We start from the raw sequence: 24834 nt of genomic DNA on the forward strand, positions 1-24834 counted from the left end.
TGCCTCAACCAGATTCCAGTGTTACCGGTAATTCGTACCCGTGCTCTTTCAAAAGCGCATGGCGCTTGGCTGTTTTCAGGTCTTCCGAGACCATCTCGGCGCACATCTCCTGGACGGTCAGTTCAGGGACCCACCCCAATTTGGTCTTGGCATTCGTGGGGTCGCCAAGCAGCGTGTCCACCTCAGCCGGGCGGAAATACTGCGGGTCGATTCGCATGACCACGTCGCCCTGTTTCAAAGCAGGTGCGTTATCGCCTTTGACGGATTTGACTGTCGCGATTTCATCGACGCCCTCGCCCGAGAACTCAAGCGTAACCCCAAGTTCGTTGGCGGACCATTCAATGAACTGCCGGACCGAATACTGAACGCCTGTTGCGATGACAAAATCCTCGGCGGTGTCTTGTTGCAGCATCAGCCACTGCATCCGAACATAGTCTTTGGCATGCCCCCAGTCGCGCAGGCTGTCTATATTGCCCATGTACAGGCAGCTTTCGAGGCCTTGCGCAATATTGGCCAAACCGCGAGTGATCTTACGCGTCACAAAGGTTTCGCCCCGGCGCGGACTCTCGTGATTGAACAGGATACCGTTGCACGCGTACATACCGTAGGCTTCGCGGTAGTTCACGGTGATCCAATAGGAATAGAGCTTGGCAACCGCATAGGGCGAACGCGGATAAAACGGCGTGGTTTCGCGCTGCGGCGTTTCCTGAACCAAGCCGTACAACTCGGATGTGGATGCCTGGTAAAAACGCGTCTTCTTCTCAAGCCCCAAAAACCGGATCGCCTCAAGCAATCGCAAAGTACCAATCGCGTCGACATCAGCTGTGTATTCAGGCGCTTCGAAACTGACCGCCACATGCGACTGGGCACCAAGGTTGTAGACCTCGTCCGGCTGCACTTCCTGAATGATACGCGTCAGGTTCGAAGTATCGCTCAGGTCACCATAGTGCAGGTGCAGGCGCGGATTGGGAACATGCGGGTCTTGATAGATATGGTCGATACGCTGCGTGTTGAACGACGATGCTCGCCGCTTGATTCCGTGAACCTCATACCCTTTTTCCAGCAAAAGCTCAGCCAGATAAGAACCATCCTGTCCTGTGATGCCAGTAATCAAAGCTGTTTTTTTCATAGCTGCGTTCCACGAAACTCAATCTGGTGCTTGCAATCTCAGAAACAGCAATATCCGACTGAATGCAAGCAAAGGCCATTGTTGGGTATAGAATTCGCGCCTGGATCCGAACTCAGACACTTCTTTCGAGGTACCAAGCAAAACGGCGCTTTTGCCGATTTTTGCGAGGCCTTGGTCTAATCGGTGCTGTAGACTGGAGTTTTCTAACTTGAACCGCCGTAAGGAAAACCAAGTGAGGGAACTGTCGAGGGCGTCTTGCAACCCCTGCTGTTACCGTCATGCCAAGGGGTTGAAACCCAACTCGGTCAATGGCGCCAAGTGCAACTCGTCGCCTTCCAGGATTGGGTTCTGTCGCAAAGTTTCCTGCCAACTCAAATCCGTCTGCCGCTGAAGCAAATGCTTTGACGCAAAGAATCTGGCGAGTGCGCCGCTTGTTGAAACGTTCGCCCTGTTCTACGATGTTAGTGAGAAATTTCCGCCCCACCATCTCGTTTGGAATCGGGTAGCCAAAGCTTCTGTGCATTTTGATGATAGCTTTGATGCCTGCGGTAATGGTATCCCCTCTTGTCGATGAAGATCTCTCTGAGACGGCTGTTGACTTCTATCATTCGAGAAAAGGACTTCGTGGTCGCTGGCTTGTTTCAGCGTCGCGTCTGCAATAGCGCAAGAGTGTCGTATCACCAAGCGGTTCAGCGTGGCGTGATCTACCGATACCCCCGCTCGGGCAAGTTCATTCCAGGTCGCTGAAAAACCAAAATCGGCATTTTAGCACAGGAGTTGTATTAACCGCGCGGCATCCCAAAGGTGTGGTGATCCGACAGCATCCTGCGCTTTTCGGCCATCGCTTCCAATCGGCGTCTTTCCAATCCCAGTCTGAATGACTTCTCAACAAAATCGATATGGTCGGTCGCGGCCTCTTCGGCACGGGCCTCGTCCCCTTCGATCACCGCTCGACCCAGCGCCAGATGTTGCTGCAAAAGCTTCTCGCCAGTGCCGTCGATCGTTTTCAGAAAGTCCCGATTGTAGAACACGCCTTTGCGTGTAAGCTCGTAGATCGAAGCCATCATATGAATCAAAGTGGCGTTTTGGCTTGCGTCAACAATGGCGGAATGGAGCGCAAAATCGGCCTCTTGGGAAGCCTTCGAGTCGTTCTCTTGCCAGGCTCGTTCATTCTCATTCAGAATTTCGGTGATCCGTTCCTTATCAGCTTTTGTTGCGCGGCGTGCTGCAAGTCTGGCGGCGAATCCTTCCTGCTCGCGCCGATATTCGAGATAGTCAAAAAAGGCGGGTTCATGCCGTTCGTAAAGCGCCAGCAGTGCCGGCATCATTGCCTGTCCGGTCAATGCGGCAACGAAAGTGCCCTCACCATGCTGAGTTGTCACTAGGCCGCGCTCTTCCAGAACGGAAAGGGCCTCGCGCAGTTTTGGCCGGGACACACGCAGCATCTCGGCCAGGTCCCTTTCGGACGGTAATTTGCGGCCCTGTTTCAGAACGCCCGAGGCGATCAGGTCCTCGATCTGTGCCACTACGGCTTCGGCCAGCGATTCGTGTCCAACCGGTTCAAATATCGCTGTGGGGCTCATGACGCTCCGCCTATACTTTGCCAATTTCGAAGTCGATGGTAAATTAATATAACCATAACTCATCAAAACTCAAGCCAGTGAGAGATCCAGTAGGTCTGTTCTCAGAAACCTGTTTTTTAAGGATTATTTAAGGAATCCTGTGAATGCCGCCTTTGGACTGCCCTATCGGGCTTCCTGTTTTCCTCGTCAATCGGCGCGCCTGGAATTACCAGTGGTAAACAAAATTATTGACTGGAACAAACTGGTAAAGTTAATTTACCACCGGATAGGCGCTGGAAGAGCCTGCGCCACTGATTGGGGTAGACGCCCTGACCAACCCTGGAGGAGATTTCATGAAGAAGACCCTGACGAGCCTCGCTGTGGCTGCCAGCCTGATGGCTGCGCCTGCGGTTGCCGCTGACAAGCTGTTGCTGAAAACCCCGATTGCCTTTTCGACCGAATTGCCCGGCCTCGGCTCGCCGATCCCGCGCGTTGCTGAACAACTGGACCTGATGTCCGGCGGCACACTGAAGATGAAGGTCTATGAGCCGGGCAAGCTGGTTCCGCCCTTTGAAATTCTGGACGCCGTGTCCACAGGCAAGATCAACTCGGGCTACACCACTGCCGGCTATTGGGCTGGGAAAATCCCCGCCGCACCGCTGTTCTCGGCCGTTCCGTTCGGCCCCGAGGCCGGCGAATACATGGCGTGGATGTATTACGGCAACGGTCTGACGCTGTATCAAGAGATGTATGATCAGGCGGGTTACAACGTCAAAGTTCTGCCGTGCGCCATCATCGCGCCCGAAACCTCGGGCTGGTTCGCGACCGAAATCAACTCGCCCGAAGATCTGGACGGTTTGAAAATGCGTTTCTTCGGCCTGGGCGGCAAAGTGATGCAGAAACTGGGTGTGGCAACCTCGCTGCTGCCGGGCGGAGAGATCTTTCCCGCACTGGAAAAAGGCGCGATCGACGCGACCGAGTTCTCGATGCCTGCCATCGACGCCCGTCTGGGCTTCCACAAGCTGGTCAAGTTCAACTACTTCCCCGGCTGGCACCAACAGGCGACGGTGTTCGAACTGATGATCAACAAGGACGTCTGGGCAGAGACCAGCGAGCAGCACAAGGCAATCATCGAAAACGCTTGCAAGGCGTCGATGGCCGACAGCTTTGCCGAAGGTGAGGCCATTCAGCACGCGGCCCTGATCGACAACGTCGAAAACAATGGTGTTACCATCAAGCAGTGGTCGCCTGAAATGCTGGATACGTTCCGCGCAACCTGGGAAGAAGTTGCTGCCGAAGAAGCCGCCAACGACGCTTTCTTCGCCAAGGTTCTGGCCGACATGAACGAATTCCGCGAGGGCTATGACCTGTGGAAGACCAACGCGTTCCTCCCCCGTCAGTAACTTGAACTGCTGACGCGTCCGGGGCGGCGGGCTCCTCCGCCTCGGACTTTTTCAGGACTTTAAACCTGCATTCCCTTGACCGCGAACGCGCCGGTCAACTGAGCGAGGATTACCCATGGCCACGCAAAACAACCTTAATGATCCGGTCGAAGCCTATGAAGGCATCCTGGAACACCCCGATACCGACCGTCAGAAAATAGCTGTTGCCATTGATACTGGTGTGAAAGCCGTCGGACACGTGGTTATGTGGGCCAATGTCCTTTTGATGGCAGCGATCTTCAGCCAGGTCTCGCTGCGTTACTTGTTCAGCCAAAACTATCCCAAATTGGACGAGATCCAGTGGCACTTCTATGGCATCGTTACGATGATCGGCATTTCCTATGCCTTGATCACCGATAGCCATGTTCGTGTCGACGTTTTGCATATGCAGCTGTCGCGGCGCGCACAACGTGTGATCGAAGTGATCGGCATCCTTACTCTGCTGACCCCGTTCATCTATCTAATGATCGATCAGGGTTATGACTATTTCTACGAAAGCTTCCGCGTTAACGAGCGCTCGGACAGCCCGACCGGCCTGCCTGCACGCTGGGCTTTCAAGGCCGTTATCCCAATCAGCTTTGTCCTGCTGGCGCTGGCAGCGCTTGCGCGCCTGATCCATGACGGTCACGCCCTGATGTACGGCCCAGCCTCAGAGCGCGAGGGTGCGCCGCTGCGTCGTATTCTGCTGTTGCTGGCCGTGTTCGCCGCCGTCTGCGTGGGCTTGACCTTCCTTGTCGAGACGACCGAGGAAAAACTGGTCATCGCGATGTTCCTGACCTTCATTGCGCTGCTGTTCACCGGTTATCCGGTGGCCTGGGTGCTGGCCGGTGTCGGTGTTGCATATTGCGGTCTGGCCTACCTGTTCGACAACGACCTGATGCTGTGGACGGGGTTGGAGAGCACTTTCACTGGCCTCGACTACCTGACCCTCGGTGCGGTGGTGAACCGTGTTTACGCGACCATGTCGAACGCGGTTCTGGTGGCGCTGCCGATGTTTATCTTCATGGGCCTTATGCTGGACGAATCCGGTGTGGCCGAGCGTTTGATGTCCTCGATGCAGCGACTGTTCGGTACGGTACGCGGCGGCTTGGCGATTACCGTGACCCTGATCGGGATCATCCTTGCCGCCTCAACGGGCATAATCGGAGCATCCGTTGTGCTGCTGGGTGTTCTGTCGCTGCCATCAATGATGCAACAGAAGTACCAACCGACGTTGGCCGCCGGTGTCGTCTCGGCCTCGGGTACGCTCGGCATTCTTATCCCGCCGTCGATCATGCTGGTGATCATGGCCGACCAGATGGCGCTGTCTGTGGGTGACCTGTTCATGGCAGCGGTCTTCCCCGGTGTGATCATCGGTGGCCTGTATCTGACCTATATCTTCATACTTGCGCTGGTGAACCGTGATGCCGCCCCAGTGCCAGAAGGCGCAACGGCCCCCGACTGGGCCGCAGTCAAGGACGTGCTGATTGCCGTCATCCCAACGCTGATGCTGATCCTCGCCGTGCTGGGTTCGATCTTCGCCGGTCTGACCACGCCGACCGAAGCCTCGGGCATCGGCGCGCTAGGTGCGACCCTGCTGGCTTTGGGCTATCGCAAGCTGACTTTCGCAAAACTGTGGAACGTGCTGGTGTCGACCTTCAACACCACCGCTTACATTTTCGCGATCTTCCTGGGTGCGACTGTGTTCTCGTACGTTCTGCGCGAACTGGGCGGCGATGAGCTGATCGAACATGTGGTGCAGTCCACCGGTTTTGGAGCCAACGGCACGATCCTGTTCATCCTGTTCATCGTCTTCCTGCTGGGCTTCGTTCTGGATTGGATCGAGATCACGCTGATTGTCCTGCCGCTGATGCGCCCGATCGTGAACGGCCTCGGCATCGACATCCCCGGCTTTGGCGTTCTGGATGAGCCGGCTCTGGTGTGGTTCGTGATCCTGGTTGCGGTGACGCTGCAAACCAGCTTCCTGACCCCACCGGTTGGCTTTGCACTCTTCTACCTGAAAGGCGTTTGCCCGCCCGAGATCAAGCTGACCCATATCTACAAGGGCATCATTCCCTTCGTTCTTCTGCAGCTGACGGGTCTGGCGCTGGTCTTCCTGTGGCCAACGCTTGCCACCTGGTTGCCTTCAGTCGCCTATTAAGGAGCTCTCGTGATGCGTTTGAATCAATGTCACAACTTCCACGACTTCCGGCGGCTGGCCAAAAAACGGCTACCGGGGCCCATCTTCAACTATATCGATGGCGGTGCTGATGACGAGGTGACGTATCGCGAAAACACCGGCGCATTTGACCGCTGCGATCTTTTGCCTTCGGTCCTGCGCGGGGTAAAGGATGTGGATATGTCCGTCACGGTGATGGGGCAAAAGCTGGATATGCCGGTCTATTGCTCGCCCACCGCGCTGCAACGGCTGTTTCACCATCAGGGCGAACGCGCGGTTGCGGCGGCGGCCGAGAAATACGGCACCATGTTCGGGGTCTCGTCGCTGGGTACGGTTTCGCTGGAGGAGTTGCGGCAAAAACACAAGAACCCGCAGGTCTATCAGTTCTACTTCCACAAGGACCGTGGATTGAACGCTGCCATGATGCAGCGTGCGAAAGAGGCGGGAGTCGAGGTCATGATGTTGACCGTCGACAGCATCACCGGCGGCAACCGTGAACGTGATCTGCGCACGGGTTTCTCGATCCCGTTTCGGCTTACGCTGGGCGGCATGATCCAGTTTACGATCAAGCCGATGTGGGGCATAAACTATGTCACCCACGAGAAATTCCGCCTGCCTCAGCTTGAGGAGCACGTGGATATGGGGGGCGGCGCGAGTTCCATAGGTGGCTACTTCACCGACATGCTGGATCCGTCGATGACCTGGGATGACGTGGCCCAGATGGTGCGTGACTGGAACGGTCAGTTTTGCCTCAAAGGGATCATGACCGTCGAAGACGCCTGCCGTGCGGCCGAAATCGGATGCACCGGGATCATCCTGTCAAATCATGGTGGCCGTCAGTTGGATGGTTCACGCACGCCCTTCGATCAACTGGCCGAGATTGTTGATGCCGTTGGCGACCGGTTGGATGTCATGATGGATAGCGGCATCCAACGTGGAACCCATGTACTGAAAGCGTTGTCGATGGGTGCAAAGGCCGTTGGTGTCGGACGGCATTACCTGTATCCGCTGGCTGCCGCGGGGCAAGCAGGTGTTGAACGCGCATTGGGTTTGATGCGCGCCGAGATCGAACGCGATATGAAGCTGATGGGTGTGACCCGCATCGATCAACTGAACCGCCGCAACATCCGGTTCCGGGGGGCCGCATCCGATGGCTATCTACCTATGGAGGCTGCATGACCAATGAGGACCTGATCAGAACTTTTCGATCCATCGTCGGGTCCCGCCATGTGCTGACCGGCGAACGTGCAACGGAGCGATTCCGCCGGGGCTTCCGCTCGGGCGAGGGCGAGGCGCTGTGCGTTGTGCAACCCGGCACTCTGCTGGAGCAATGGAAAGTGCTGCAGGCCTGTGTCGCCGCAGACAAGATCGTCATCATGCAGGCCGCCAATACCGGCCTTACCGAAGGCTCGACCCCCTCGGGCAGCTACGACCGCGATGTGGTGCTGATCAACACACGCCGGATGGATACGCTGGTGCCCCTGAATGACGGCGAGCAGATCATCAGCTTTCCCGGAGCTACGCTGTTTTCACTGGAAAAACTGCTGGCCCCGCTGGGGCGCGAACCGCATTCGGTCATCGGGTCATCCTGCATTGGTGCGTCGATAGTCGGCGGGGTGTGCAACAACTCCGGTGGCTCGCTGGTCGAGCGCGGGCCTGTTTACACCGAATTGTCTGTCTATGCCCGGATCACTGAACAGGGCGCGCTGGAGCTGGTCAATCATCTGGGGATTGATCTGGGCGAAACGCCCGAGGAGATTCTGGCCAATCTGGATGCCGGAACCTTTGACCGCGACCCAAACCCGTCCAACAAACGCGCGTCGGCAAGCGACTACGCTCAAATCGTGCGCGACGTGGACGCGCAAACGCCGGCGCGTTTCAACGCAGACAAGGCAAAGCTATACGAGTCCGCAGGTTCTGCCGGAAAGCTGGCGGTGTTTGCCGTTCGCCTTGACACCTTTCCCAAGAATGAAACCGAGCAGGTGTTCTACATCGGCACCAATGATCCGGATGATCTGGCGGCCCTGCGCCGACACATCCTGAGCGAGTTCAGCTCGCTTCCGGTTTCAGCCGAATACATGCAGCGCGAGGTATTCGATATCACTGCGCGCTATGGCAAAGACACCGTGGTCATGATCGACAATCTGGGCACCAGCCGGCTGCCGATGTTCTTTGCACTCAAAGGCGCGGTCGATGCCCGGCTGCGACGCATTCCGTTTCTGCGCAACCTCACCGACCGTTTCATGCAAATGGCGATGACCCTGTGGCCACGAGTGCTGCCCGGGCGGATGGTGGAGTTCCGTGACAAGTTTGAACATCACCTGATCCTCAAGATGAGGGATGGCGGCATTGCCGAAGCTGGGAATTGGTTGCCCGACTTCCTGAAAGATCGCGACGCCGACTTTTTCGAATGCACTGCACGCGAAGCCAAGATTGCCGGATTGCACCGGTTCGCGGCGGCCGGTGCCGCAGTGCGCTACATGGCGATCCATTCGAACGAGGTCGAGGACATCATTGCCCTGGACGTCGCCCTTCGTCGAAATGATCAAGACTGGTTGGAAAGTCTTCCTTCGGAAATCGGCGACCAGTTGGTTCACAAGCTCTATTATGGCCACTTCATGTGCCATGTGATGCATCAGGATTACGTGGTCAAAAAGGGCGTGGACACCAAGGCGCTAAAGGCAGCAATGCTGAAAATCTTTGATGAACGCGGTGCCGAGTATCCTGCTGAGCACAATGTAGGCCACCTGTATCAGGCCAAACCGGATCTGGCAGCACATTACCAATGTTGCGATCCCACCAATTCGTTCAACCCTGGAATCGGCAAGATGTCCAAAAATCGAAATTACGAGGATGGTTGCTTTCGTTGAGCCGCATAATTGCGCTTCGCGAAGAATGCTTTTTAAATTTTGGAAATGCGCGGCAACAAATCCATTGAATGCTGAGCGTGGCCACCAGAAGATAGTCGCCGCGTTCGGCACATAAGATGAGCCCAAACCAATTCATTCTGGCAATGCGGCAAAGGTGTGCTTTCCCCATCGAGACACTTGCTGATACGGACATTGTTTTCTAAGGTCTGCATACACAGTCACAATCTACAACGGGAGGGCACTAGCTGAACATGCGTATCATCCGCCGACTTCAGCATGGTCCCCGTTACGCCCTGTAAATGCGTTTTCAGGGCGGGTCCGAGAAGTAACACTTAAATCGGTCTGCCCAAAGCCGCACTGCGGCACCTCTTCTTATGAGCAGAGACTCCGATGACTGTTATGACGATCAACGCTTTAAGCGTAATCCGTGGCGACCTTCTTTTTGACAACCTGAACCTGACAATTTCCAAAGGTGACCGCATTGGATTGGTTGCCGCTAATGGGCGCGGCAAGACAACACTTTTGGAATGCATGACCGGTCAAACCGAACCAACGACCGGCGACATCGTCCGAGCGCGTGGTTTACGGGTTGGATATGTGACCCAATACGTTCCGGACCATGCCTATGAAAAAACGCTCTACGATTGGGTGTTGGACGCCCTTCCCTCCGAGCAGGCAGAATTCGAAAGCTGGCGTGTGGACGTGGTGCTTGATGACCTAAGTGTTCCATATGAGTTGCAACACCGACCGCTCAATGAGTTGAGCGGCGGGTGGCAAAGGACTGCGCTGCTGGCCGCTGCCTGGATTCAGGAACCTGATATCCTGTTGCTGGATGAGCCGACCAACCATTTGGATTTACGCCGCATCGGGTTGCTCCAAAACTGGTTGTGCGCTTTACGGCGTGATGTACCAGTTGTCGTGACATCGCATGATCGGGCGTTTCTTGATGCGGCAACCAACCGAACGCTATTTTTACGAACAGAACAGTCACGCGTTTTTTCGCTTCCGTTTTCGACAGCACGCGCGGCGCTTGATGACGCGGACGCCGCGGACCAACGGCGGTTTGCCAATGACTTGAACAAGGCACAGCAGCTGCGCAAACAAGCTGCGAAGTTAAAGAATATCGGCATCAATTCCGGGTCTGATCTTTTGGTTACCAAGACCAAACAACTCAATGATCGGGCAGCGCAAATTGAAGCGGCGGCCAAACCTGCCCACCATGAACGCGGCGCAGGTGATATTAGATTGGTCAACAGCGGAACTCATGCCAAAGCTCTGGTCACTTTGGATGACGTACCCGTCGAAACACCGGACGGTCGTTTGTTATACACGACCGGGCGTAAATGGATTTTGCCAGGAGATCGTATCGTACTGTTGGGAGCCAATGGCGCCGGCAAAACCCGCTTGATAAAGTTGGCACACGATGCGCTGTCTGGGAGTGCCGGGGCAATCAAATGCGCTCCTTCGGTTGTGCCAGCCTATTCTGATCAACATCTCAGCCAGCTTTCGGACAACGACACACCGATGACGGCTGTTGCCGGGCAGTTTGACATTGGTGATCAACGCGCGCGGAGTGTTCTTGCGGGCGCCGGCGTGACGATACAGATGCAAAACACAAAAATCGGCGCGCTATCTGGCGGACAAAAGGCGCGTTTGGCGATGCTGATTTTGCGGCTCAAAAATCCGAATTTTTATCTGCTGGATGAGCCGACGAACCATCTCGACATCGAAGGACAAGAAGCTCTTGAGGATGAACTGATCACGCACAATGCATCATGTTTGCTCGTTAGTCACGACCGCAGCTTTTTGCGCAATGTCGGCAATCGGTTTTGGCTGATCACGGGGAAAAAACTGGAAGAAACGGACAGTCCCGAGCCGTTTCTGGCGGGAGAGATACATTCATAGTGTGCCTTAATGTCCAACGTAATCGTGGGGGCTGAACGGCATCGAAACGGATTTTTGTGTGCTTGCGGCGAAAGTGCACTTTGTCCACTCCGCTGCCGTCCGAGAGCGGTACTTTCAACCTCCACTTTCCGCCCGACTCGACTTACTGCCCCAGCAAAGGACCGGCATGTGATCAGCGGTCGAACAGGGCTCGAATGGCTTGTGTGGATTGCCCCAGTGGAGAGTTGATGTGACAAAGCTTCTTAGAACGGCAAATGGTATTCACAACCAAACCATCAAGCCAAGTAAGAGGGGCCTATGCGTTCTTTCGTTGCATTAGAACTCACCGAAGAGACAAAAGCAGCTTTTGCACCGTTGCAGCGCCTGTATCCATTCGCCCGACCGGTTTTACCTGAAAACATGCACCTAACGCTGGCATTTTTGGATGATCAATCCGAGGAGACTTTGGAGACATTGCATGAAGAACTACTCACTCTTTCTGTCCGGCCCTTCAGCATCACCTTCGCAGGGATCGAGTGTTTTGGCCGGGCGTTAGCTGTCAGGGCGGCGGAATGTTCTCCGCTCACTGTTTTACACCGGAAAATCCAGACTGCCGCGCGGCGAGCCGGGATCGTCCTGCCTCGCCGACGCTTTCGGCCTCATGTAACCATTGCTCGTTTCAAGCCAGAGCCACATGAGGCAACTAGGCACGCCCCGCACCCCTGCGCAACAAGCGCTGTGCCAGAAATGTTGGTCACCAGCTTTACTCTCTTCCAGTCCACCTTGCGCCCCGAAAGTCCTCTGCACGATGCGCTGGCGCATTATCCTTTAAAATTGACGGGGTACTGAACAAAGATCCTCTTCGCCGACAATACCCGGCAGTGTCGCCAACTTCGGGCGTAGGTTGACGAGAGCGTCGGTTTCCAAGGACGTTGTTTGTACGCCGTGTTCGTTTGTTTTCAGTACATTGTAGCCTACCGCAATTAATAGGGGATCATGGCCGAACGCGATATTTTTAGACCACGCTACCTTGAACAGGTGGATGGTAGAGGTCTAGCCGATGGTCGCAGCGCGCTGACAATCGAAGAAGCGTTTAGCAGTGAAATCTTGGCGTACGGGCGAAACATATCAACGTGCCTGCAGTAGGTAGATGAATCTCGACCGAGCCGTCGACAAGGTGGGAATGACCCCATATTTCAGGCTATCAGAGCGCAGGAACAATCCAGCAGCCCCGAGGTTTTCGTCAAGGCACTGTCCACAAATGGAATTTCAGCCAAGATCGTGATCGACAAAAGTGGAGCCAGCGCGGCACGTATGCGGGAAGTAACCAATATCCTCAGACGGTTTTACTGTCCGGCCAAACTACAAACGATCAGGCCCAAGTTTCTGAACAATATGATCGAGCAGGATCACCGATTCACTGAACAGCGCATTCGGCCAAGCTCGCATTTAAATCGCGATCGGACATCGCGAGCTGCGGGTAAGCATACTCGCCGTATGAAATAGCCTCCTTGGGTACATGGCAGCTTTTCGAGGAATTCGCTCCAATACCTGTTCGAGGTTTTTTGCATGGAGCAAATGTCGGGACCTGCATGCTTATCAATCTAGGTCTGAATTGCGGCTTACCCCCTGCCCAACCTAATCCGGGCGGACAGAGGTCCAGTCAAAACTTCAGATATGCAGGGCCTTACCCAAAGCTTTCAGGCAGGCTTCCTGCAAGCCTTCGGACTGGGTGGGGTGCGCGTGGATGGTTGCGCCGATGTCCTCAAGGCAAGCGCCCATTTCGATTGCGATTGAAAAGGCTGCCGAGAGTTCCGACATTTGCGCGCCGACAGCCTGAATGCCCAGCACAGCATGGTCGCTTTCTCGCCAGACCACGCGGACAAATCCGTCTTCACGTTCGCATGTCATCGCCCGACCATTGGCTGCTAATGGAAAATCGCTGGCCTTTGTGCCGTCTATCTCGCCAGGCAGAGCGCCGCAGGTGACGATCTCGGGATCGGTGAAGCAGACTGCCGGAATCGCCCGTTTGTCCCACGCGACGGCGTGGCCTGAGATATGTTCGGCGACCATTTCACCCTGTGCCATGGCGCGATGGGCGAGCATGGGTTCGCCTGTGACATCCCCGATCGCATAGATGCCCCGCATCGAACTCTGACAGGTCTCGTCGATCCGAATGAACGGCCCATCCATGGTTAACGACAGCTCCTCAACGCCGATGCCGTGGGTGCGCGGGCGGCGGCCGACAGTCACCAGTACTTTTTCGGACGAAACGTCGCCCTGATCGGTGGCCAAGACACCATCGGAAAAGCCTTGCGCCTTGGTGCCAGTCATGACCGTGACATCCAAAGCCGCCAGACGTTTCGCCACCGGTGCGGTCAGCTGTTTGTCATAGGTGGGCAGGATGCGGGCTTCGGCTTCAACCACCGTGACCTTTGTGCCCAGTTTGGCAAAGGCCATGCCTAGTTCCAGCCCTATGTAACCGCCGCCAACAACGGCGAGGCTTTTAGGCACGTTGCCCAGCGCCAGCGCCTCGGTCGAGGACAGGATATCGCCGCCGAATGGCAGGAAGGGCAGTTCGACCGGGGCCGATCCCGACGCGATGACGATGTAATCAGCGCTGATTTCACGGCTCTCGCCATCGCTATCGCTGACCAATACGGTCTTGCCATCCAGAAACCGAGCGCTGCCCGACACGAACCTGACACCTGCCTTTTTCATCAGGCCTGAGACACCGGTATTCAGCCTGCTGACGATGCCGTCTTTCCAGGCAACGGTCTTGGCGAGGTCGATTTTTGGGGCAGCGGCGGTGATGCCCAGCGGGCCATCATTAACCGATGTTATCCGGTGAAACTCATCAGCTGCATGGATCAGCGCCTTGGAGGGGATGCATCCCACATTCAGACAGGTGCCGCCGGGATTGGCCTCGTCTACCACAATCGTGTCGATGCCCAACTGCCCCGCACGAATGGCGCAGACATACCCGCCGGGACCAGCGCCGATGATCAGCAACTTACATTTCAGGTCCGACATTCAGCCCTCCACAAACAGCATGGCCGGGGTTTCCAGCAAGGATTTCAGTTTCTGCACGAAAACGGCCGCATCCCAGCCATCGACCACCCGGTGATCGAAGCTGCACGAGATGTTCATCATCTTGCGCGGCTGGAACTGCTGACCGTCCCAGACAGGGCGGATCTGCATTTTGTTGACGCCGACGATTGCCACCTCGGGGTGGTTAATTATCGGCGTGGTGGCCAACGCGCCCAAGGGCCCGAGCGACGTGATGGTGATGGTTCCACCCTGCAATTCCTCGCGTTTGATCGTGCCGTCGCGGGCGGCTTCGGCCAGGCGTGTCAGTTCAGCGGCATTGTCCCACAAGCTGCTGGCTTCGGCATGGCGGATCACCGGCACGTTCAACCCGTTTGGCGTCTGGGTAGCGATGCCCACATGCACCCCGCCATGGCGATGTATGACGCCAGCCTCATCATCAAAACGCGCGTTCAGTCCGGGCTGTTCGCGCACCGCTTCAACAATCGCGCGCATCAGGAACGGCAGCATGGTTAGCTTTGGCCTATCACCCTTGTGCTTGTCGTTCAGTGCCATCCGCAACGAGTCAAGAGACTCGATTTCGACCTCTTCGACGATGGTGATATGCGGAATCTGGCGCTTTGAAAGCTGCATCTTTTCGGCGATCTTGCGACGCATGCCGATGACGCGCACCTCTTCGATGCCGGTATTGGCTCCACGGGTGATCTGACCCTGCTGGATGCCGCCCGAGGCAATCCACTGGTCCAGATCGCTGTGGCTGATCCGCGAGGCAGGACCGGACCCCGGCACCTGGCGCAGGTCGATCCCTTCTTCTCGGGCACGCGCGCGCACCGAAGGAGAGGCCAGCGGCTTGGTGCCTTGGGCGCGCGCCACCGCAGGCGCGACCCGCTCGGGTGCTTTTGCGGGTTCAGGCTTGGGCTTGACCGTCGTCTCTGGTTCAGGTTTCGGCTCAACTTCGGTCACCTCGGCCACGGCAGGCGCGTCGCCTTCGTTGCCTTCGCCGTCGACCTCAATGCGGATCAGAGTGGCACCAACGGCCATCAACTTGCCGATCTCGCCACCCAGTTCCAGAACTTTGCCCTCCACGGATGATGGCACTTCGACCGCAGCCTTGTCGGTCATCACTACCGCCAGAATATCGTCTTCCCTGACGATATCACCGGGCTTGACCAGCCATTCGGTCAACTCGGCCTCAGCAATGCCTTCGCCAATGTCCGGAAGGCGGATGGTATGTACGCCCATGGCTCAGTCCTCCATGACGGTTTTGAGGGCTTCACCCACCCGCGCGGGACCCGGGAAATACTGCCATTCCTGAGCATGCGGATAAGGTGTGTCCCACCCGGTGACCCGAACAATCGGCGCTTCGAGGTGATAGAAGCATTCCTCCTGCACAAGGCTCAGCAACTCGGCACCAAAGCCACAGGTGCGCGTGGCTTCATGCACGATCACGCAACGGCCGGTTTTCTTCACCGAGGCAGTGATCGTGTCCAGATCCAATGGCATGAGTGTCCGCAGGTCGATCACCTCAGCGTCAATACCCGTTTCCTTTGCGGCGGCCTCGGCCACATAAACCATGGTTCCGTAGGCCAAGACGGTCACATCCGCCCCCTCGCGGGTGACCTTGGCCTTGCCCAGAGGCACAATCTCATCGCCTTCGGGCACGTCGCCCTGGGCGTGCTTTTTCCAGGTTGTCAGCGGTTTGTCGTGATGCCCGTCAAACGGCCCGTTATAAAGCCGTTTGGGCTCCAGAAAGATCACCGGATCCGGGTCGGCAATCGACGCAAGCAACAGGCCCTTGGCATCCACCGGATTTGACGGCATCACCACCTTGAGGCCCGACACATGGGTAAACAGCGCCTCCGGGCTCTGGCTGTGGGTCTGGCCACCGAAAATACCGCCTCCCGTTGGCATGCGGATGACAAGTGGGCAGGTGAAATCGGCGTTTGAGCGGTGGCGCAAACGTGCGGCCTCACTCACGATCTGATCATAGGCGGGATAGACATAATCAGCGAACTGAATCTCGATCACCGGTTTCAGACCGTAGGCGGCCATACCGATAGCGGTGCCGACGATCCCGCTTTCATTGATTGGCGCGTCGAAGCAGCGGCTCTTGCCGTATTTTTCCTGTAGGCCGGCGGTGCAGCGGAAGACGCCGCCGAAAAACCCCACATCCTCACCAAACACCACCACCCGGTCGTCGGCTGCCATAGCTACGTCATGAGCGTTGCGAATGGCTTCGATCATTGTCATTTGGGCCATCTCTCAATACCCCGCTTGCTGGCGCTGCCGGATCAGGTGCGGCGGCATCTTTTCATAGACACCTTCGAACATATCGCGCGGCGATGGTGCCTTGCCGTCGCCCAGGGTGCCGACACTCTCAGCCTGTTTCTGCGTTGCTATGACGCCATCCATAATTTCGGCCTCGGCCTGTGTATGGCGTTCGTCTGACCATTCGCCGATCGTGATCAGATGCTTCTTCAGGCGTTCTATTGGATCGCCGAGCGGCCAGGCGCTGGCTTCCTCACCCGAACGGTAGGCCGAAGGATCGTCCGACGAAGAATGCCCGCCCGCGCGGTAAGTCACATACTCAATCAAGGTTGGGCCCAACCCCCGACGCGCGCGCTCAGCGGCCCATTTGGCGACCGCAAAAACGGCCAGATAGTCGTTGCCATCCACACGAAGCGAGGGAATGCCAAATCCATGACCGCGCGCGGCAAATGTGCCAACACCACCCCGGGCGATCCCCTGAAAGGTCGAGATAGCCCATTGGTTATTGACGATGTTCAGGACCACTGGCGCCTTGTAGGTTGAGGCGAATACCATCGCCGCGTGAAAGTCGCTTTCTGCGGTTGAACCGTCCCCGATCCAACCGGCGGCGATCTTGGTATCCCCCGAAATGGCCGAGGCCATGGCCCAGCCTACAGACTGCACGAATTGCGTGCCCAGATTGCCTGAGATCGAAAAGAACCCGTGTTCTTTCGAGGTATACATGATTGGCAACTGCCGCCCGTGCAGCGGGTCATCAGCATTGGAATAAATCTGGTTCATCATCGTCAGCATCGGATAATCAACCGCAACCAGCAGACCGGCCTGACGATATGTCGGAAAGTTCATGTCACCGGGTTGCAACGCACGAGCGAAGGCACAGCTGATCGCCTCTTCGCCCAGATGCTGCATATAGAAACTTGTCTTCCCCTGGCGCTGCGCCATCAGCATGCGTTTGTCAAAGGCGCGCAGAGTCATCATGTGACGCAAGCCTGTGCGCAGATCATCAGGCGTCAATGCACCTGCCCAGTCGCCGATGGCTTGCCCCTCTTTGTTCAAAACCCGAACAATCGAAAAAGCCATGTCACGAATGTCATCTGCGGCAATGTCGACCGGCGGCCGGGGAACTTCGCCAGCGCGGGGGATTTCGAAATCCGAGAAATCCGGCGTATCGCCTGGTCGGCAACCCGGTTCAGGTACATTCAGCGACAGCGGTTTGATTGAGTCGCTCATGCCGCCCCCTCCTGTCGGTGGTCACGGGCGCGATCCAGAATGTCATCGACAATCTGATCCGCGACCTTTGTGGTCGAATGGCCGGTGCGATTTGAGGTTTCGAGGATCTCGGCAATACGCGTCGCGATTTCCTTGAGCCTGGACTGGCGATATGTCTCACCCGCCTTGTGGATTTCACCTGCCACGCTGATGATGCCGCCCGCATTGACCACATAATCTGGCAGATAGCGAATTCCGCGCGCGCGAAGGATCTCGGCAACGTCGTCTTCAGCCAATTGATTGTTGGCCGCGCCACAGACCAGCCGCGCCGACAGTTTCTGCGCGCTTTCATGGGTCAGGATACCGCCCAGCGCACAGGGTGCGAAGATGTCCATCTGCGTGTCAAAGACCTGATCTACGGGGCAGATATCCGCACGCAACCGGTCGCGGGCCAGATCCAGCGCGGCCTGATTGATGTCCGACACAATCAGCGACGCGCCCGCGGCATGCAGTTTCTCCGCCAGGCTCATACCCACATGGCCCAGACCCTGAACCAGTACGCGGCGCCCGGTCAGGTCGGCGCTGCCGAACACGTCACTGGCACCAACCTTCAGGCATTGGAAAACCCCTTCAGCGGTAAAGGGTGACGGGTCGCCGCTGCCATGCTCGCCCCCTTCAAGGCCAACCGCGAATTCCGTTTCATCAGCTACAATCCGTATATCTTCGGGCGAGAACCCCACATCTTCGGCCGTGTAGTACCGTCCGTCCAGCGCGTCGACTGCGCGGCCAAAGGCACGCAGCATCGCCGGTGTTTTATCTTTGCGAGCATCGCCAATGATCACCGATTTACCACCGCCCAGACCGAGCCCAGCCATGATGTTCTTGGCCGTCATGCCGCGCGCCAGTCGCAATACGTCCTCGCGCGCAGCTTCCCGGCTGTCGTAGGCCCACATTCGGCAGCCGCCCGCAGCCGGGCCACAAACTGTCGAATGAATACAGATGTAAGCCCGTAATCCGTTTCTGGTATCCTCGGCAAATATCAGACGTTCATATCCAGGCGGCGGAGTTTCTTCTGTGAGGATCAGGGGCATGGTTTCACCATTTGTTTGCATGGCAGGGGTGTAGTCATTTCGATCCGTCAGGATCATCACTTACAGCCTATGGCCCTGTGCCGGGTTGAAAAACCGATTTTACAAGGTATTCTAAACCAAATTGAGTGATGTCCACTATCTTTTGAGGTTTTTATAGTGCCTTTCACTACTGATCAAATAGATCGAGAGATTATTCGCGCATTACAGGAGGACGGACGCATGTCGTTGGTTCAGCTGTCGGAACGCATCGGCCTGTCCGCTACACCTTGCAAACGACGGTTGGCGCGCCTTGAGGAATCCGGGCTGATTTCGGGTTACAGCGCCCGTATCGACCGTAAAACAGCGGGCTTTCCGATCACGGCTTTCGTCTCGGTCGAGCTTGAAAGGCAGGACGCCGAAAAAGTGGCCGACTTCCAGCGTCAGGTCGCGTTGTTTGACGAGGTGGTGACCGGAACGTTGATGACAGGTGCACAGGATTTCCTGCTGGAAGTTGCCGTTGAAAGCCTCGAAGAGTTTGAGACGTTCCTGCAGACAAAACTAATGCGGCTGCCGGGTTTACGTGTTGTGCGTTCGCGGTTCGCCCTACGCCGTTTCATCAGCCGGGCGCGCATCCCTTATTGAAACTCGGAGCCAGTCAAAAAATGACGGTGTTCCCGATGATTTTGATGCCCTAGTCGGTGTCCTGATAAAGGCTGTGACCGTTCTGGAGCTCGCGAATCGACGCATCACGGCTTACGTCGGCCTGCCGCTTGCCATTGGGTCAAAACGGCCCTTAACAAGCTACATTTTCAACGGAACTCATCCCTAGCCCCTGAGAGCCGAGCTTTCGGCTTTGCTGCACATTCGCCGCACACGTCTCTATGTCGGCAACTGCAATTTCCTTACAATAGTGAGCCACTCTCGACGGCTTATTTAGCATCAGACTCGCTTCAGTGCGCTTAAGGCACAGACGTGCCGTTTCAGGATGGACATTTCCGCGGGTCCGGAGTTCCGGAAAGATGGCGAACAGCTCTTCCCTGGTTTCGTCGACAATTGAATTCAACCCGACGTCGCCGGCAAAGAAACTCTCCGTCAGCATTCCGTTTGAAAGTACGATTTCGTGCCTGTCAAACATAATGTGGATATAGGTAACTTCAGCGCAGGGCTCGGACCGCGCCAGGTTACCGTCTACAAGGTGTTTTGCCGCCACAAGGACCTCCGCAGCCCCAAAGTACAGCTGCGCTTGGTGACTCGCGACCAGCACTCTGTGCTGCGGTGACACCAAAATGGACCTGCCGGGCGCGTTTTGGCTTGTTCCAGAAATCCGGACCGGGGCGAGATTCCCTTGCCCTAACACCGTTCGACGTCCCACCCAGCGGATCGGTTGCGCATCGTTGTCGCGTGTGATCACAAGATCACCAGCCCGCAGGGTTTCAATGCGGCGCTCGCCTTGCGGGGTCAAAATCAGCGTGCCTTCGGTGAAACAGGGAACATCGCGATAGTCCAGATCGTTAATGAGCGGAATTGCCCCAGACCCATCCGAGGCGGTGTCGTTATCTGAATCGGCCAGCGTGAAATTGCCCGATCCGTCAACATCCGCGTCATTGACATCGAACCCCGAAACATCATCAACCGCGTCCTTGATGCCATCGCCATCAGCGTCACCCGAGGCGTCAATGGTCGCCTGGTCCACGCCATGTCCGGCCTCATCGGTATCACTCACCCCGTCATTATCAGAGTCGGTATCCAGATAGTCAGCGGTGCCATCACTGTCGGTATCAACGGGGCTTAGTCCACCGGTTTCGTAGGCATCATCCAGCCCGTCACCATCACTATCCGTTCCGGTGGGGGCGACGTAGGCATCGGTTGTCTGGGCCTCGACGTTATCGGTGATGCCGTCATTGTCGCTATCGAGGTCAAGGTGATCGGCAATGCCGTCGCCGTCGCTGTCTGTCGTGGTGACAACCGGATTGACGGTAAATGTCTCGGTTGTTCCGGTGCCGAAATTTGGGTTTGGACCAGAGTCGACAACAACCACACCATCGATTGAAATCGTGTAGCCAGCAGTGTTTCCGCCAGCAAGGCCATCGCCAAAATCATCAAAAATGGTAAACGTATAGTCCCCAAGGCCGGTCACACCGACATTGGTGATTTCGACGACGTTGTCGGAAATCGTATCGTCGCTGACGATCAGATTTCCGTCTGGATCGCGAAGCTCCCAACGGGTGTTGTCGATTTCTGCGAACTGATCGGCGTCAAATTCGATCGTGATCGTGCTGGGGGCAGTTTCGCTGTACCCTTCATCTGTATCCAGAATGCCGTCGCCATCGTCGTCGAGGTCGTCGCGATCTGCCACCCCATCGCCATCCGCATCCGGCGGAGGAATGTCGAATGTTAGGTCACTGATTCCTGAGCCGCCTGTGCTGACGCCGTTTGGGCCTGGCTCGAATGTCAGGTCCAACTGAGAGACCGGGCCGGCCAGAGAAATGCTGACGTCGTTCGAAATAGTGCCGGTGGCCTCGATGGTGACAGAGCCATCGGGGTTGGTAATGACATTTTCATCCTGAAGACCACCAAGGCCCGCGATGACGTCAGCGGCATCAATCAGATCGCCGTTTTCGTCATAAGCATAGATCGTCCACTGATCGTCGAACGTGGCGGCGCCGTCATCGTTGAGGTGATCAATGTCAAAGCCCAGGTTCTCGACAGGATTCGAAAAATCGTAACTGGCCGTGATTGGCGACGTTGTGGCAAACGCGCCGAATTCAGATATGTTGTTACCGCCCTGGCTGGCGTCCCAAGCGTTTGCAGTAAAAGTGGCGGTGACCGTGGTGCTGTTGCCGCCTTCGGTGATCGTGGTGTTGCCGCTTACGGCTGTGCCTCCGGGCCCGGTCAACCAAATTGCATTGTCCAGAATCGCCATTCGTCACACCTTTGTCTTCCGCAAGCCCCACTTGATACACCGGTTGATGGCAGTTCACACCGCTTCGTCCCGCGTTCGGCATAGATGCCCAACAAATGAGAAAAAACTTGGGCGACGCCTGATTTTCTGACAGTAAATCTAACACGTTGGGCAGACATCATTTGGATGTATCACAAACGTTGGCATCCGATTGACAGGCATGCGGGATGGAGCGGTCTCGAATAGGTTCTTTGCCAAAGCCCCGTCCTCAAATAGAATCCCAGACAAAATCGTGATCGATAAGAGCGATGCCAATGGGGCAGGTATTCGGGAGATGTACAGAATCCTGAGGCGATTTGGTTGCCCGATCAAAGTACAGACGGTCAGATTGACGTTCTTGAACAGCGTGATCGAACAGATTCATCGGCTCATAAAGCGGCGTGTTCGGCACATGAGCCGTTTTAAGTCCCTCGCCTCTTCGTTTGCCACCTTGGATGGCATCGAAATTGCGAACATAACTCGAAAACGCAAATTCTTTGTCACTGAGAATTCTGGCTTTCAGCGGTTCGCCCAACTAGGCAGGATAAATGTGTCCTGCGAAAAGCCATCAATCACGTCATCAGAAGTTTGCGACACAGCCAGGCAACCTAAAGCGTTGAATTTTTTGCAACGACACCAGCGAAGCGCAGGCAATCGACTAAGAGAAGATAAACTCGTCGGTCAGAAAAAATGGCTTATGAGATTCAAGTTCTGAAGCCTTTTGAACGGGTGCCGCCGTAGGCGCAACATCCGAAGAAGCCGCGGCTTTGGCCTGGCCCTTTCGAAGTTCGAGTTGGTTCAACAAGAAAAAAACACCTGCCCTTTGACCCTTCAACGCCTCAGGTACCATTACCGGCACAACCTGTGTGTTCTTTGGAGAGTTCTTCATCAAAGGAACCTTCGGGACCAAGCTGCTTTGCAACATAATATGTAAAAAGAAGTGCAAGTTGGATGGCAAAATTCAATTTTTGCGGGTGGCGTGTCTTTTCTACCAGAAGGGCCAAAACCACAACATTTGAGCCGATTAGGAAACAAACGACGGAAGCAAATTGCCTGAACCGGCCCGCACGATGACGCATTTGCGAAATTCCCTACACGCAGCCCCATGCGAAGGTCAAAACACTTGCTTGTACCTTTTGCCAAACTTGGCGAAAGCAGGACTAAGCGACCCGCGATCAGCTTTCCCGAACGGCATGCGCCAACTGATCCGTCAAAGGTTTGAGCAGGAAGCTCAGAACCGAATGGTCACCTGTGTGCAAAAAACGCTTCGACTGTCATACCCGGTATAAGCTCGGACTTCTCCAAGTAGCCAGTTCTCCGGGCGGAAGCGTGACTTCTACCCTATAGAAACGCGATCTGTTTCCGGATCTTCGACGCCGCCCAGTGAGCCGGTACACCCATCGTGTTGCCATCTCAGACGACCGCCTCATTAGCGCCGATGCCGACGCCGTGACGTTCCGCTGGAAAAACTACCGCATCAAGTCCGGGGATCGCATGAAGGCCATGCGGCTCGACACGCGCGAGTTCATCCGCCGTTTCCTGAGGCATGTACTGCCTGATGGCTTTCATCGTATCCGACCTTACTACTTGCTGGCTTCCGCACAGCACAAGGCCAACATCGCGAAGATCCGCACATTGCTCGGCGTGGAAGGGCCCGAGCGGGAAGACGCGCCCACCGCAGAAGTCATCCCACTTACGTTGCGCGAGCCCTGCCCAGACTGCGGTGGCCCAATGCGCATCATCGAGACGTTCAGGCGTCGCGAGGTGCCACGATCTCGCGCACCACCGAGAAAGCAGGCCGCATGACAGAGTGACTGATCACCCAACTCATCCAAAGCCTGGGTGGCTCTGCCAAACCGGCCATACAGCCTCGTGCGCAACCCTCCGACAGGTCGAAAAAACCGTCCAATTCTGCTGCCACAAGAGCGAACTCCATCCGGACAGAAATCCCCGGGCGCCAAAACTGCTAGCTTAGCCCGCCATCGCCACGGTCCAGTTGCGACCCCGGTTCCAACCGCAAACGTGCTTTCCCCACAGACCGTGCCCAGACCCCGCAGCTTCCTCACTGAGAGACTTTCCAACAAGGGCCGCAGTCCGTCCCAGCAAATACGCGGCACCCTGTCCCGCATCAGAAAACCTTAATCCAATTTGACGTTCTGAAACCAATCTTTGCAGCTTCCAAATGCATAGAAAGCCACCATCAGTGTTGGTGCGAATGGACGTCGAAACTGATTTCTATTTGGCGCATGGTAATGCTTCCGTTTAAGCGTCTAAACTTTAGCAAATTCCATCCGATAAATGACTTCTTCGCCTGTCTTGGGGTCGATGCCTGGAGCACCACTAATCACCAATCTTTCACCTTCGAGCACAAAGGGACGCGAGAGGTCCCCGTGCCAGTTTGGGTTCCAAGATCCATCAACATGATGAATGACACGGTCTTCTTCGAGCGTATAAGACGCGACATAGGCAAGCATGTCGTCGAAAAGCTGGGCTTTTTCGCTCTCTGTCCATTCAGTTTGGCTTGAGTTCAAACGATTACGCCTGAATACGGTGGCCATCATTCGCCCATCCGCATGGTATGCAATGTAGCCAATTGGTTCGGGTCCCAGCGCATCGGTCACGTCACCCGTTGCCACCGACTGCCGCGTCCATGCATGCATCTTCCATGATCCGATCAGTGCACTTCTGTCCAAAATCAAGCCCCTTCTATTGCTCTGCGATCAGTCAGGATTAAACAAGCTTAGCGGAACCAATGTTAGTATGAAGCAAGAAGTTTCGGGTTTGACCATACTTGGTAGATTGGGCCTCGCTGCTGACGTCTTAGCAAGTGCAGCGTCTTGTCAGCAGATCCGTCTTGCTCAGATAAGGGTGGCCCTTCGCAAACATTCGTTACAATGCTCAGCGTCGCATCGCAGCGATCCCAAAATAGACATCAATCGCAATGCGTATCGTCGCCCCAAATCGGAGAACAGGTCATTTGTTGGATGCACACTGCGGCGCAACCCGAGGGTCGGAGACCGCGCGACATGCAAACAGGATGTTTCCCTCGCATCTCAACCCCGATGAATCCTTGGCTAGCGTCGGGACCCATTGATTTCCGTTTTACGGCGTGATTCACGGTTCAAAAACGAGCGGTGAACAAGTCTGATCTCTTCTGGCTTGCGGATGCGCAAATGGCGCGTCTGGAGCCCTTCTTCCCGAAGCCCCACGGCAAGCCGCGCGTCGATGACAGGCGTGTGGTGAGCGGGATTAT

General features: G+C 56.1%; 18 protein-coding genes and 2 pseudogenes. 10 read left to right on the top strand and 10 right to left on the bottom strand.

The window, feature by feature from the left end:
- Window positions 1–4 precede the first annotated feature (4 nt).
- Window positions 5–1129, bottom strand: coding sequence for a GDP-mannose 4,6-dehydratase (gene gmd, locus ACR0J0_RS14310; protein WP_480664825.1), 1125 nt, complete (start codon window positions 1127–1129; stop codon window positions 5–7).
- A gap of 782 nt (window positions 1130–1911) precedes the next feature.
- Window positions 1912–2712: a FadR/GntR family transcriptional regulator gene (locus tag ACR0J0_RS14315; RefSeq protein WP_480664826.1), complete on the bottom strand. Its 801-nt coding sequence runs from the start codon at window positions 2710–2712 to the stop codon at window positions 1912–1914.
- Window positions 2713–3044: 332 nt separating this feature from the next.
- Between ACR0J0_RS14315 and ACR0J0_RS14320 the strand changes: the two genes are divergently transcribed.
- The 6 genes from ACR0J0_RS14320 to thpR all read left to right on the top strand — a co-directional run bounded on the left by ACR0J0_RS14320 (window position 3045) and on the right by thpR (window position 11894).
- On the top strand, window positions 3045–4094 hold the full coding sequence (locus ACR0J0_RS14320) for a TRAP transporter substrate-binding protein (protein WP_480664827.1): 1050 nt from the start codon (window positions 3045–3047) through the stop codon (window positions 4092–4094).
- A gap of 115 nt (window positions 4095–4209) precedes the next feature.
- Window positions 4210–6273: a TRAP transporter large permease subunit gene (locus tag ACR0J0_RS14325; RefSeq protein ID WP_480664828.1), complete on the top strand. Its 2064-nt coding sequence runs from the start codon at window positions 4210–4212 to the stop codon at window positions 6271–6273.
- A 12-nt stretch (window positions 6274–6285) separates the two neighbouring features.
- On the top strand, window positions 6286–7470 hold the full coding sequence (locus tag ACR0J0_RS14330) for an alpha-hydroxy acid oxidase (protein WP_480664829.1): 1185 nt from the start codon (window positions 6286–6288) through the stop codon (window positions 7468–7470).
- The gene (dld, locus tag ACR0J0_RS14335) at window positions 7467–9161 is read left to right on the top strand and encodes a D-lactate dehydrogenase (protein WP_480664830.1); all 1695 of its coding nucleotides are present in this window, start codon (window positions 7467–7469) and stop codon (window positions 9159–9161) included. The genes ACR0J0_RS14330 and dld overlap by 4 nt, the downstream gene beginning before the upstream one ends.
- 399 nt (window positions 9162–9560) lie before the next feature.
- Window positions 9561–11066: an ABC-F family ATP-binding cassette domain-containing protein gene (locus ACR0J0_RS14340; RefSeq protein ID WP_480664848.1), complete on the top strand. Its 1506-nt coding sequence runs from the start codon at window positions 9561–9563 to the stop codon at window positions 11064–11066.
- Window positions 11067–11363: 297 nt separating this feature from the next.
- Window positions 11364–11894 (top strand): RNA 2',3'-cyclic phosphodiesterase, encoded by a 531-nt coding sequence (thpR, locus tag ACR0J0_RS14345; protein WP_480664831.1) that lies wholly within the window; start codon window positions 11364–11366, stop codon window positions 11892–11894.
- 822 nt (window positions 11895–12716) lie between these two features.
- Here the strand turns inward: thpR and lpdA are convergent.
- The 5 genes from lpdA to ACR0J0_RS14370 are packed head-to-tail and all read right to left on the bottom strand — an operon-like array spanning window position 12717 to window position 18718.
- Entirely contained in the window at window positions 12717–14078 is a 1362-nt protein-coding gene (gene lpdA, locus ACR0J0_RS14350) for a dihydrolipoyl dehydrogenase (protein ID WP_480664832.1), read from the bottom strand.
- A complete protein-coding gene (locus tag ACR0J0_RS14355; RefSeq protein ID WP_480664833.1) occupies window positions 14079–15335 on the bottom strand; it encodes a dihydrolipoamide acetyltransferase family protein in 1257 nt (418 codons plus the stop codon).
- Between the two features lie 3 nt (window positions 15336–15338).
- On the bottom strand, window positions 15339–16352 hold the full coding sequence (locus tag ACR0J0_RS14360) for an alpha-ketoacid dehydrogenase subunit beta (protein WP_480664834.1): 1014 nt from the start codon (window positions 16350–16352) through the stop codon (window positions 15339–15341).
- Between the two features lie 3 nt (window positions 16353–16355).
- A complete protein-coding gene (locus ACR0J0_RS14365; protein WP_480664835.1) occupies window positions 16356–17591 on the bottom strand; it encodes a thiamine pyrophosphate-dependent enzyme in 1236 nt (411 codons plus the stop codon).
- Window positions 17588–18718, bottom strand: a complete 1131-nt coding sequence (locus ACR0J0_RS14370; RefSeq protein ID WP_480664836.1) for a Glu/Leu/Phe/Val family dehydrogenase — start codon at window positions 18716–18718, stop codon at window positions 17588–17590. Before ACR0J0_RS14370 ends, ACR0J0_RS14365 begins: the two co-directional genes overlap by 4 nt.
- 96 nt (window positions 18719–18814) lie before the next feature.
- On the opposite strand from ACR0J0_RS14370, the gene ACR0J0_RS14375 reads away from it, so the two are divergent.
- On the top strand, window positions 18815–19282 hold the full coding sequence (locus ACR0J0_RS14375; protein ID WP_480664849.1) for an Lrp/AsnC family transcriptional regulator: 468 nt from the start codon (window positions 18815–18817) through the stop codon (window positions 19280–19282).
- A 151-nt stretch (window positions 19283–19433) separates the two neighbouring features.
- Here ACR0J0_RS14375 and ACR0J0_RS14380 read toward each other — a convergent pair whose 3' ends face one another.
- The gene (locus tag ACR0J0_RS14380; protein ID WP_480664837.1) at window positions 19434–21563 is read right to left on the bottom strand and encodes a Hint domain-containing protein; all 2130 of its coding nucleotides are present in this window, start codon (window positions 21561–21563) and stop codon (window positions 19434–19436) included.
- Window positions 21564–21762: 199 nt separating this feature from the next.
- Here ACR0J0_RS14380 and ACR0J0_RS14385 point away from each other — a divergent pair, with 199 nt between their 5' ends.
- Complete coding sequence (locus ACR0J0_RS14385; RefSeq protein WP_480664838.1) at window positions 21763–22296, top strand: DDE-type integrase/transposase/recombinase; 534 nt, start codon at window positions 21763–21765, stop codon at window positions 22294–22296.
- Window positions 22297–22420: 124 nt separating this feature from the next.
- On the opposite strand, the gene ACR0J0_RS14390 is transcribed toward ACR0J0_RS14385, so the two are convergent.
- On the bottom strand, window positions 22421–22660 hold the full coding sequence (locus ACR0J0_RS14390) for a hypothetical protein (RefSeq protein WP_480664839.1): 240 nt from the start codon (window positions 22658–22660) through the stop codon (window positions 22421–22423).
- Between the two features lie 304 nt (window positions 22661–22964).
- On the opposite strand from ACR0J0_RS14390, the pseudogene ACR0J0_RS14395 reads away from it, so the two are divergent.
- Window positions 22965–23387: pseudogene (locus ACR0J0_RS14395) on the top strand (transposase); the annotation flags it as partial.
- Window positions 23388–23851: 464 nt separating this feature from the next.
- On the opposite strand, the gene ACR0J0_RS14400 reads toward ACR0J0_RS14395, so the two are convergent.
- Complete coding sequence (locus ACR0J0_RS14400; RefSeq protein ID WP_480664840.1) at window positions 23852–24280, bottom strand: lipocalin-like domain-containing protein; 429 nt, start codon at window positions 24278–24280, stop codon at window positions 23852–23854.
- A gap of 474 nt (window positions 24281–24754) precedes the next feature.
- Between ACR0J0_RS14400 and ACR0J0_RS14405 the strand changes: the two are divergent.
- Window positions 24755–24834: pseudogene (locus tag ACR0J0_RS14405) on the top strand (IS5/IS1182 family transposase); the annotation flags it as partial.

The sequence above is a fragment of the Ruegeria sp. BF12 genome (assembly GCF_056538705.1).

What these genes read in the sequence shown, in the direction of transcription:
- ACR0J0_RS14320 (WP_480664827.1), top strand. Translation starts at nt 3,045, where the DNA reads ATGAAGAAGACCCTGACGAGCCTCGCTGTGGCTGCCAGCCTGATGGCT.
- ACR0J0_RS14325 (WP_480664828.1), top strand. Translation starts at nt 4,210, where the DNA reads ATGGCCACGCAAAACAACCTTAATGATCCGGTCGAAGCCTATGAAGGC.
- ACR0J0_RS14380 (WP_480664837.1), bottom strand. Translation starts at nt 21,563, where the DNA reads ATGGCGATTCTGGACAATGCAATTTGGTTGACCGGGCCCGGAGGCACA.
- ACR0J0_RS14390 (WP_480664839.1), bottom strand. Translation starts at nt 22,660, where the DNA reads ATGCGTCATCGTGCGGGCCGGTTCAGGCAATTTGCTTCCGTCGTTTGT.
- ACR0J0_RS14315 (WP_480664826.1), bottom strand. Translation starts at nt 2,712, where the DNA reads ATGAGCCCCACAGCGATATTTGAACCGGTTGGACACGAATCGCTGGCC.
- lpdA (WP_480664832.1), bottom strand. Translation starts at nt 14,078, where the DNA reads ATGTCGGACCTGAAATGTAAGTTGCTGATCATCGGCGCTGGTCCCGGC.
- ACR0J0_RS14385 (WP_480664838.1), top strand. Translation starts at nt 21,763, where the DNA reads ATGCGGGATGGAGCGGTCTCGAATAGGTTCTTTGCCAAAGCCCCGTCC.
- dld (WP_480664830.1), top strand. Translation starts at nt 7,467, where the DNA reads ATGACCAATGAGGACCTGATCAGAACTTTTCGATCCATCGTCGGGTCC.
- thpR (WP_480664831.1), top strand. Translation starts at nt 11,364, where the DNA reads ATGCGTTCTTTCGTTGCATTAGAACTCACCGAAGAGACAAAAGCAGCT.
- ACR0J0_RS14340 (WP_480664848.1), top strand. Translation starts at nt 9,561, where the DNA reads ATGACGATCAACGCTTTAAGCGTAATCCGTGGCGACCTTCTTTTTGAC.
- ACR0J0_RS14365 (WP_480664835.1), bottom strand. Translation starts at nt 17,591, where the DNA reads ATGAGCGACTCAATCAAACCGCTGTCGCTGAATGTACCTGAACCGGGT.
- ACR0J0_RS14360 (WP_480664834.1), bottom strand. Translation starts at nt 16,352, where the DNA reads ATGGCCCAAATGACAATGATCGAAGCCATTCGCAACGCTCATGACGTA.
- ACR0J0_RS14370 (WP_480664836.1), bottom strand. Translation starts at nt 18,718, where the DNA reads ATGATCCTGACGGATCGAAATGACTACACCCCTGCCATGCAAACAAAT.
- gmd (WP_480664825.1), bottom strand. Translation starts at nt 1,129, where the DNA reads ATGAAAAAAACAGCTTTGATTACTGGCATCACAGGACAGGATGGTTCT.
- ACR0J0_RS14330 (WP_480664829.1), top strand. Translation starts at nt 6,286, where the DNA reads ATGCGTTTGAATCAATGTCACAACTTCCACGACTTCCGGCGGCTGGCC.
- ACR0J0_RS14355 (WP_480664833.1), bottom strand. Translation starts at nt 15,335, where the DNA reads ATGGGCGTACATACCATCCGCCTTCCGGACATTGGCGAAGGCATTGCT.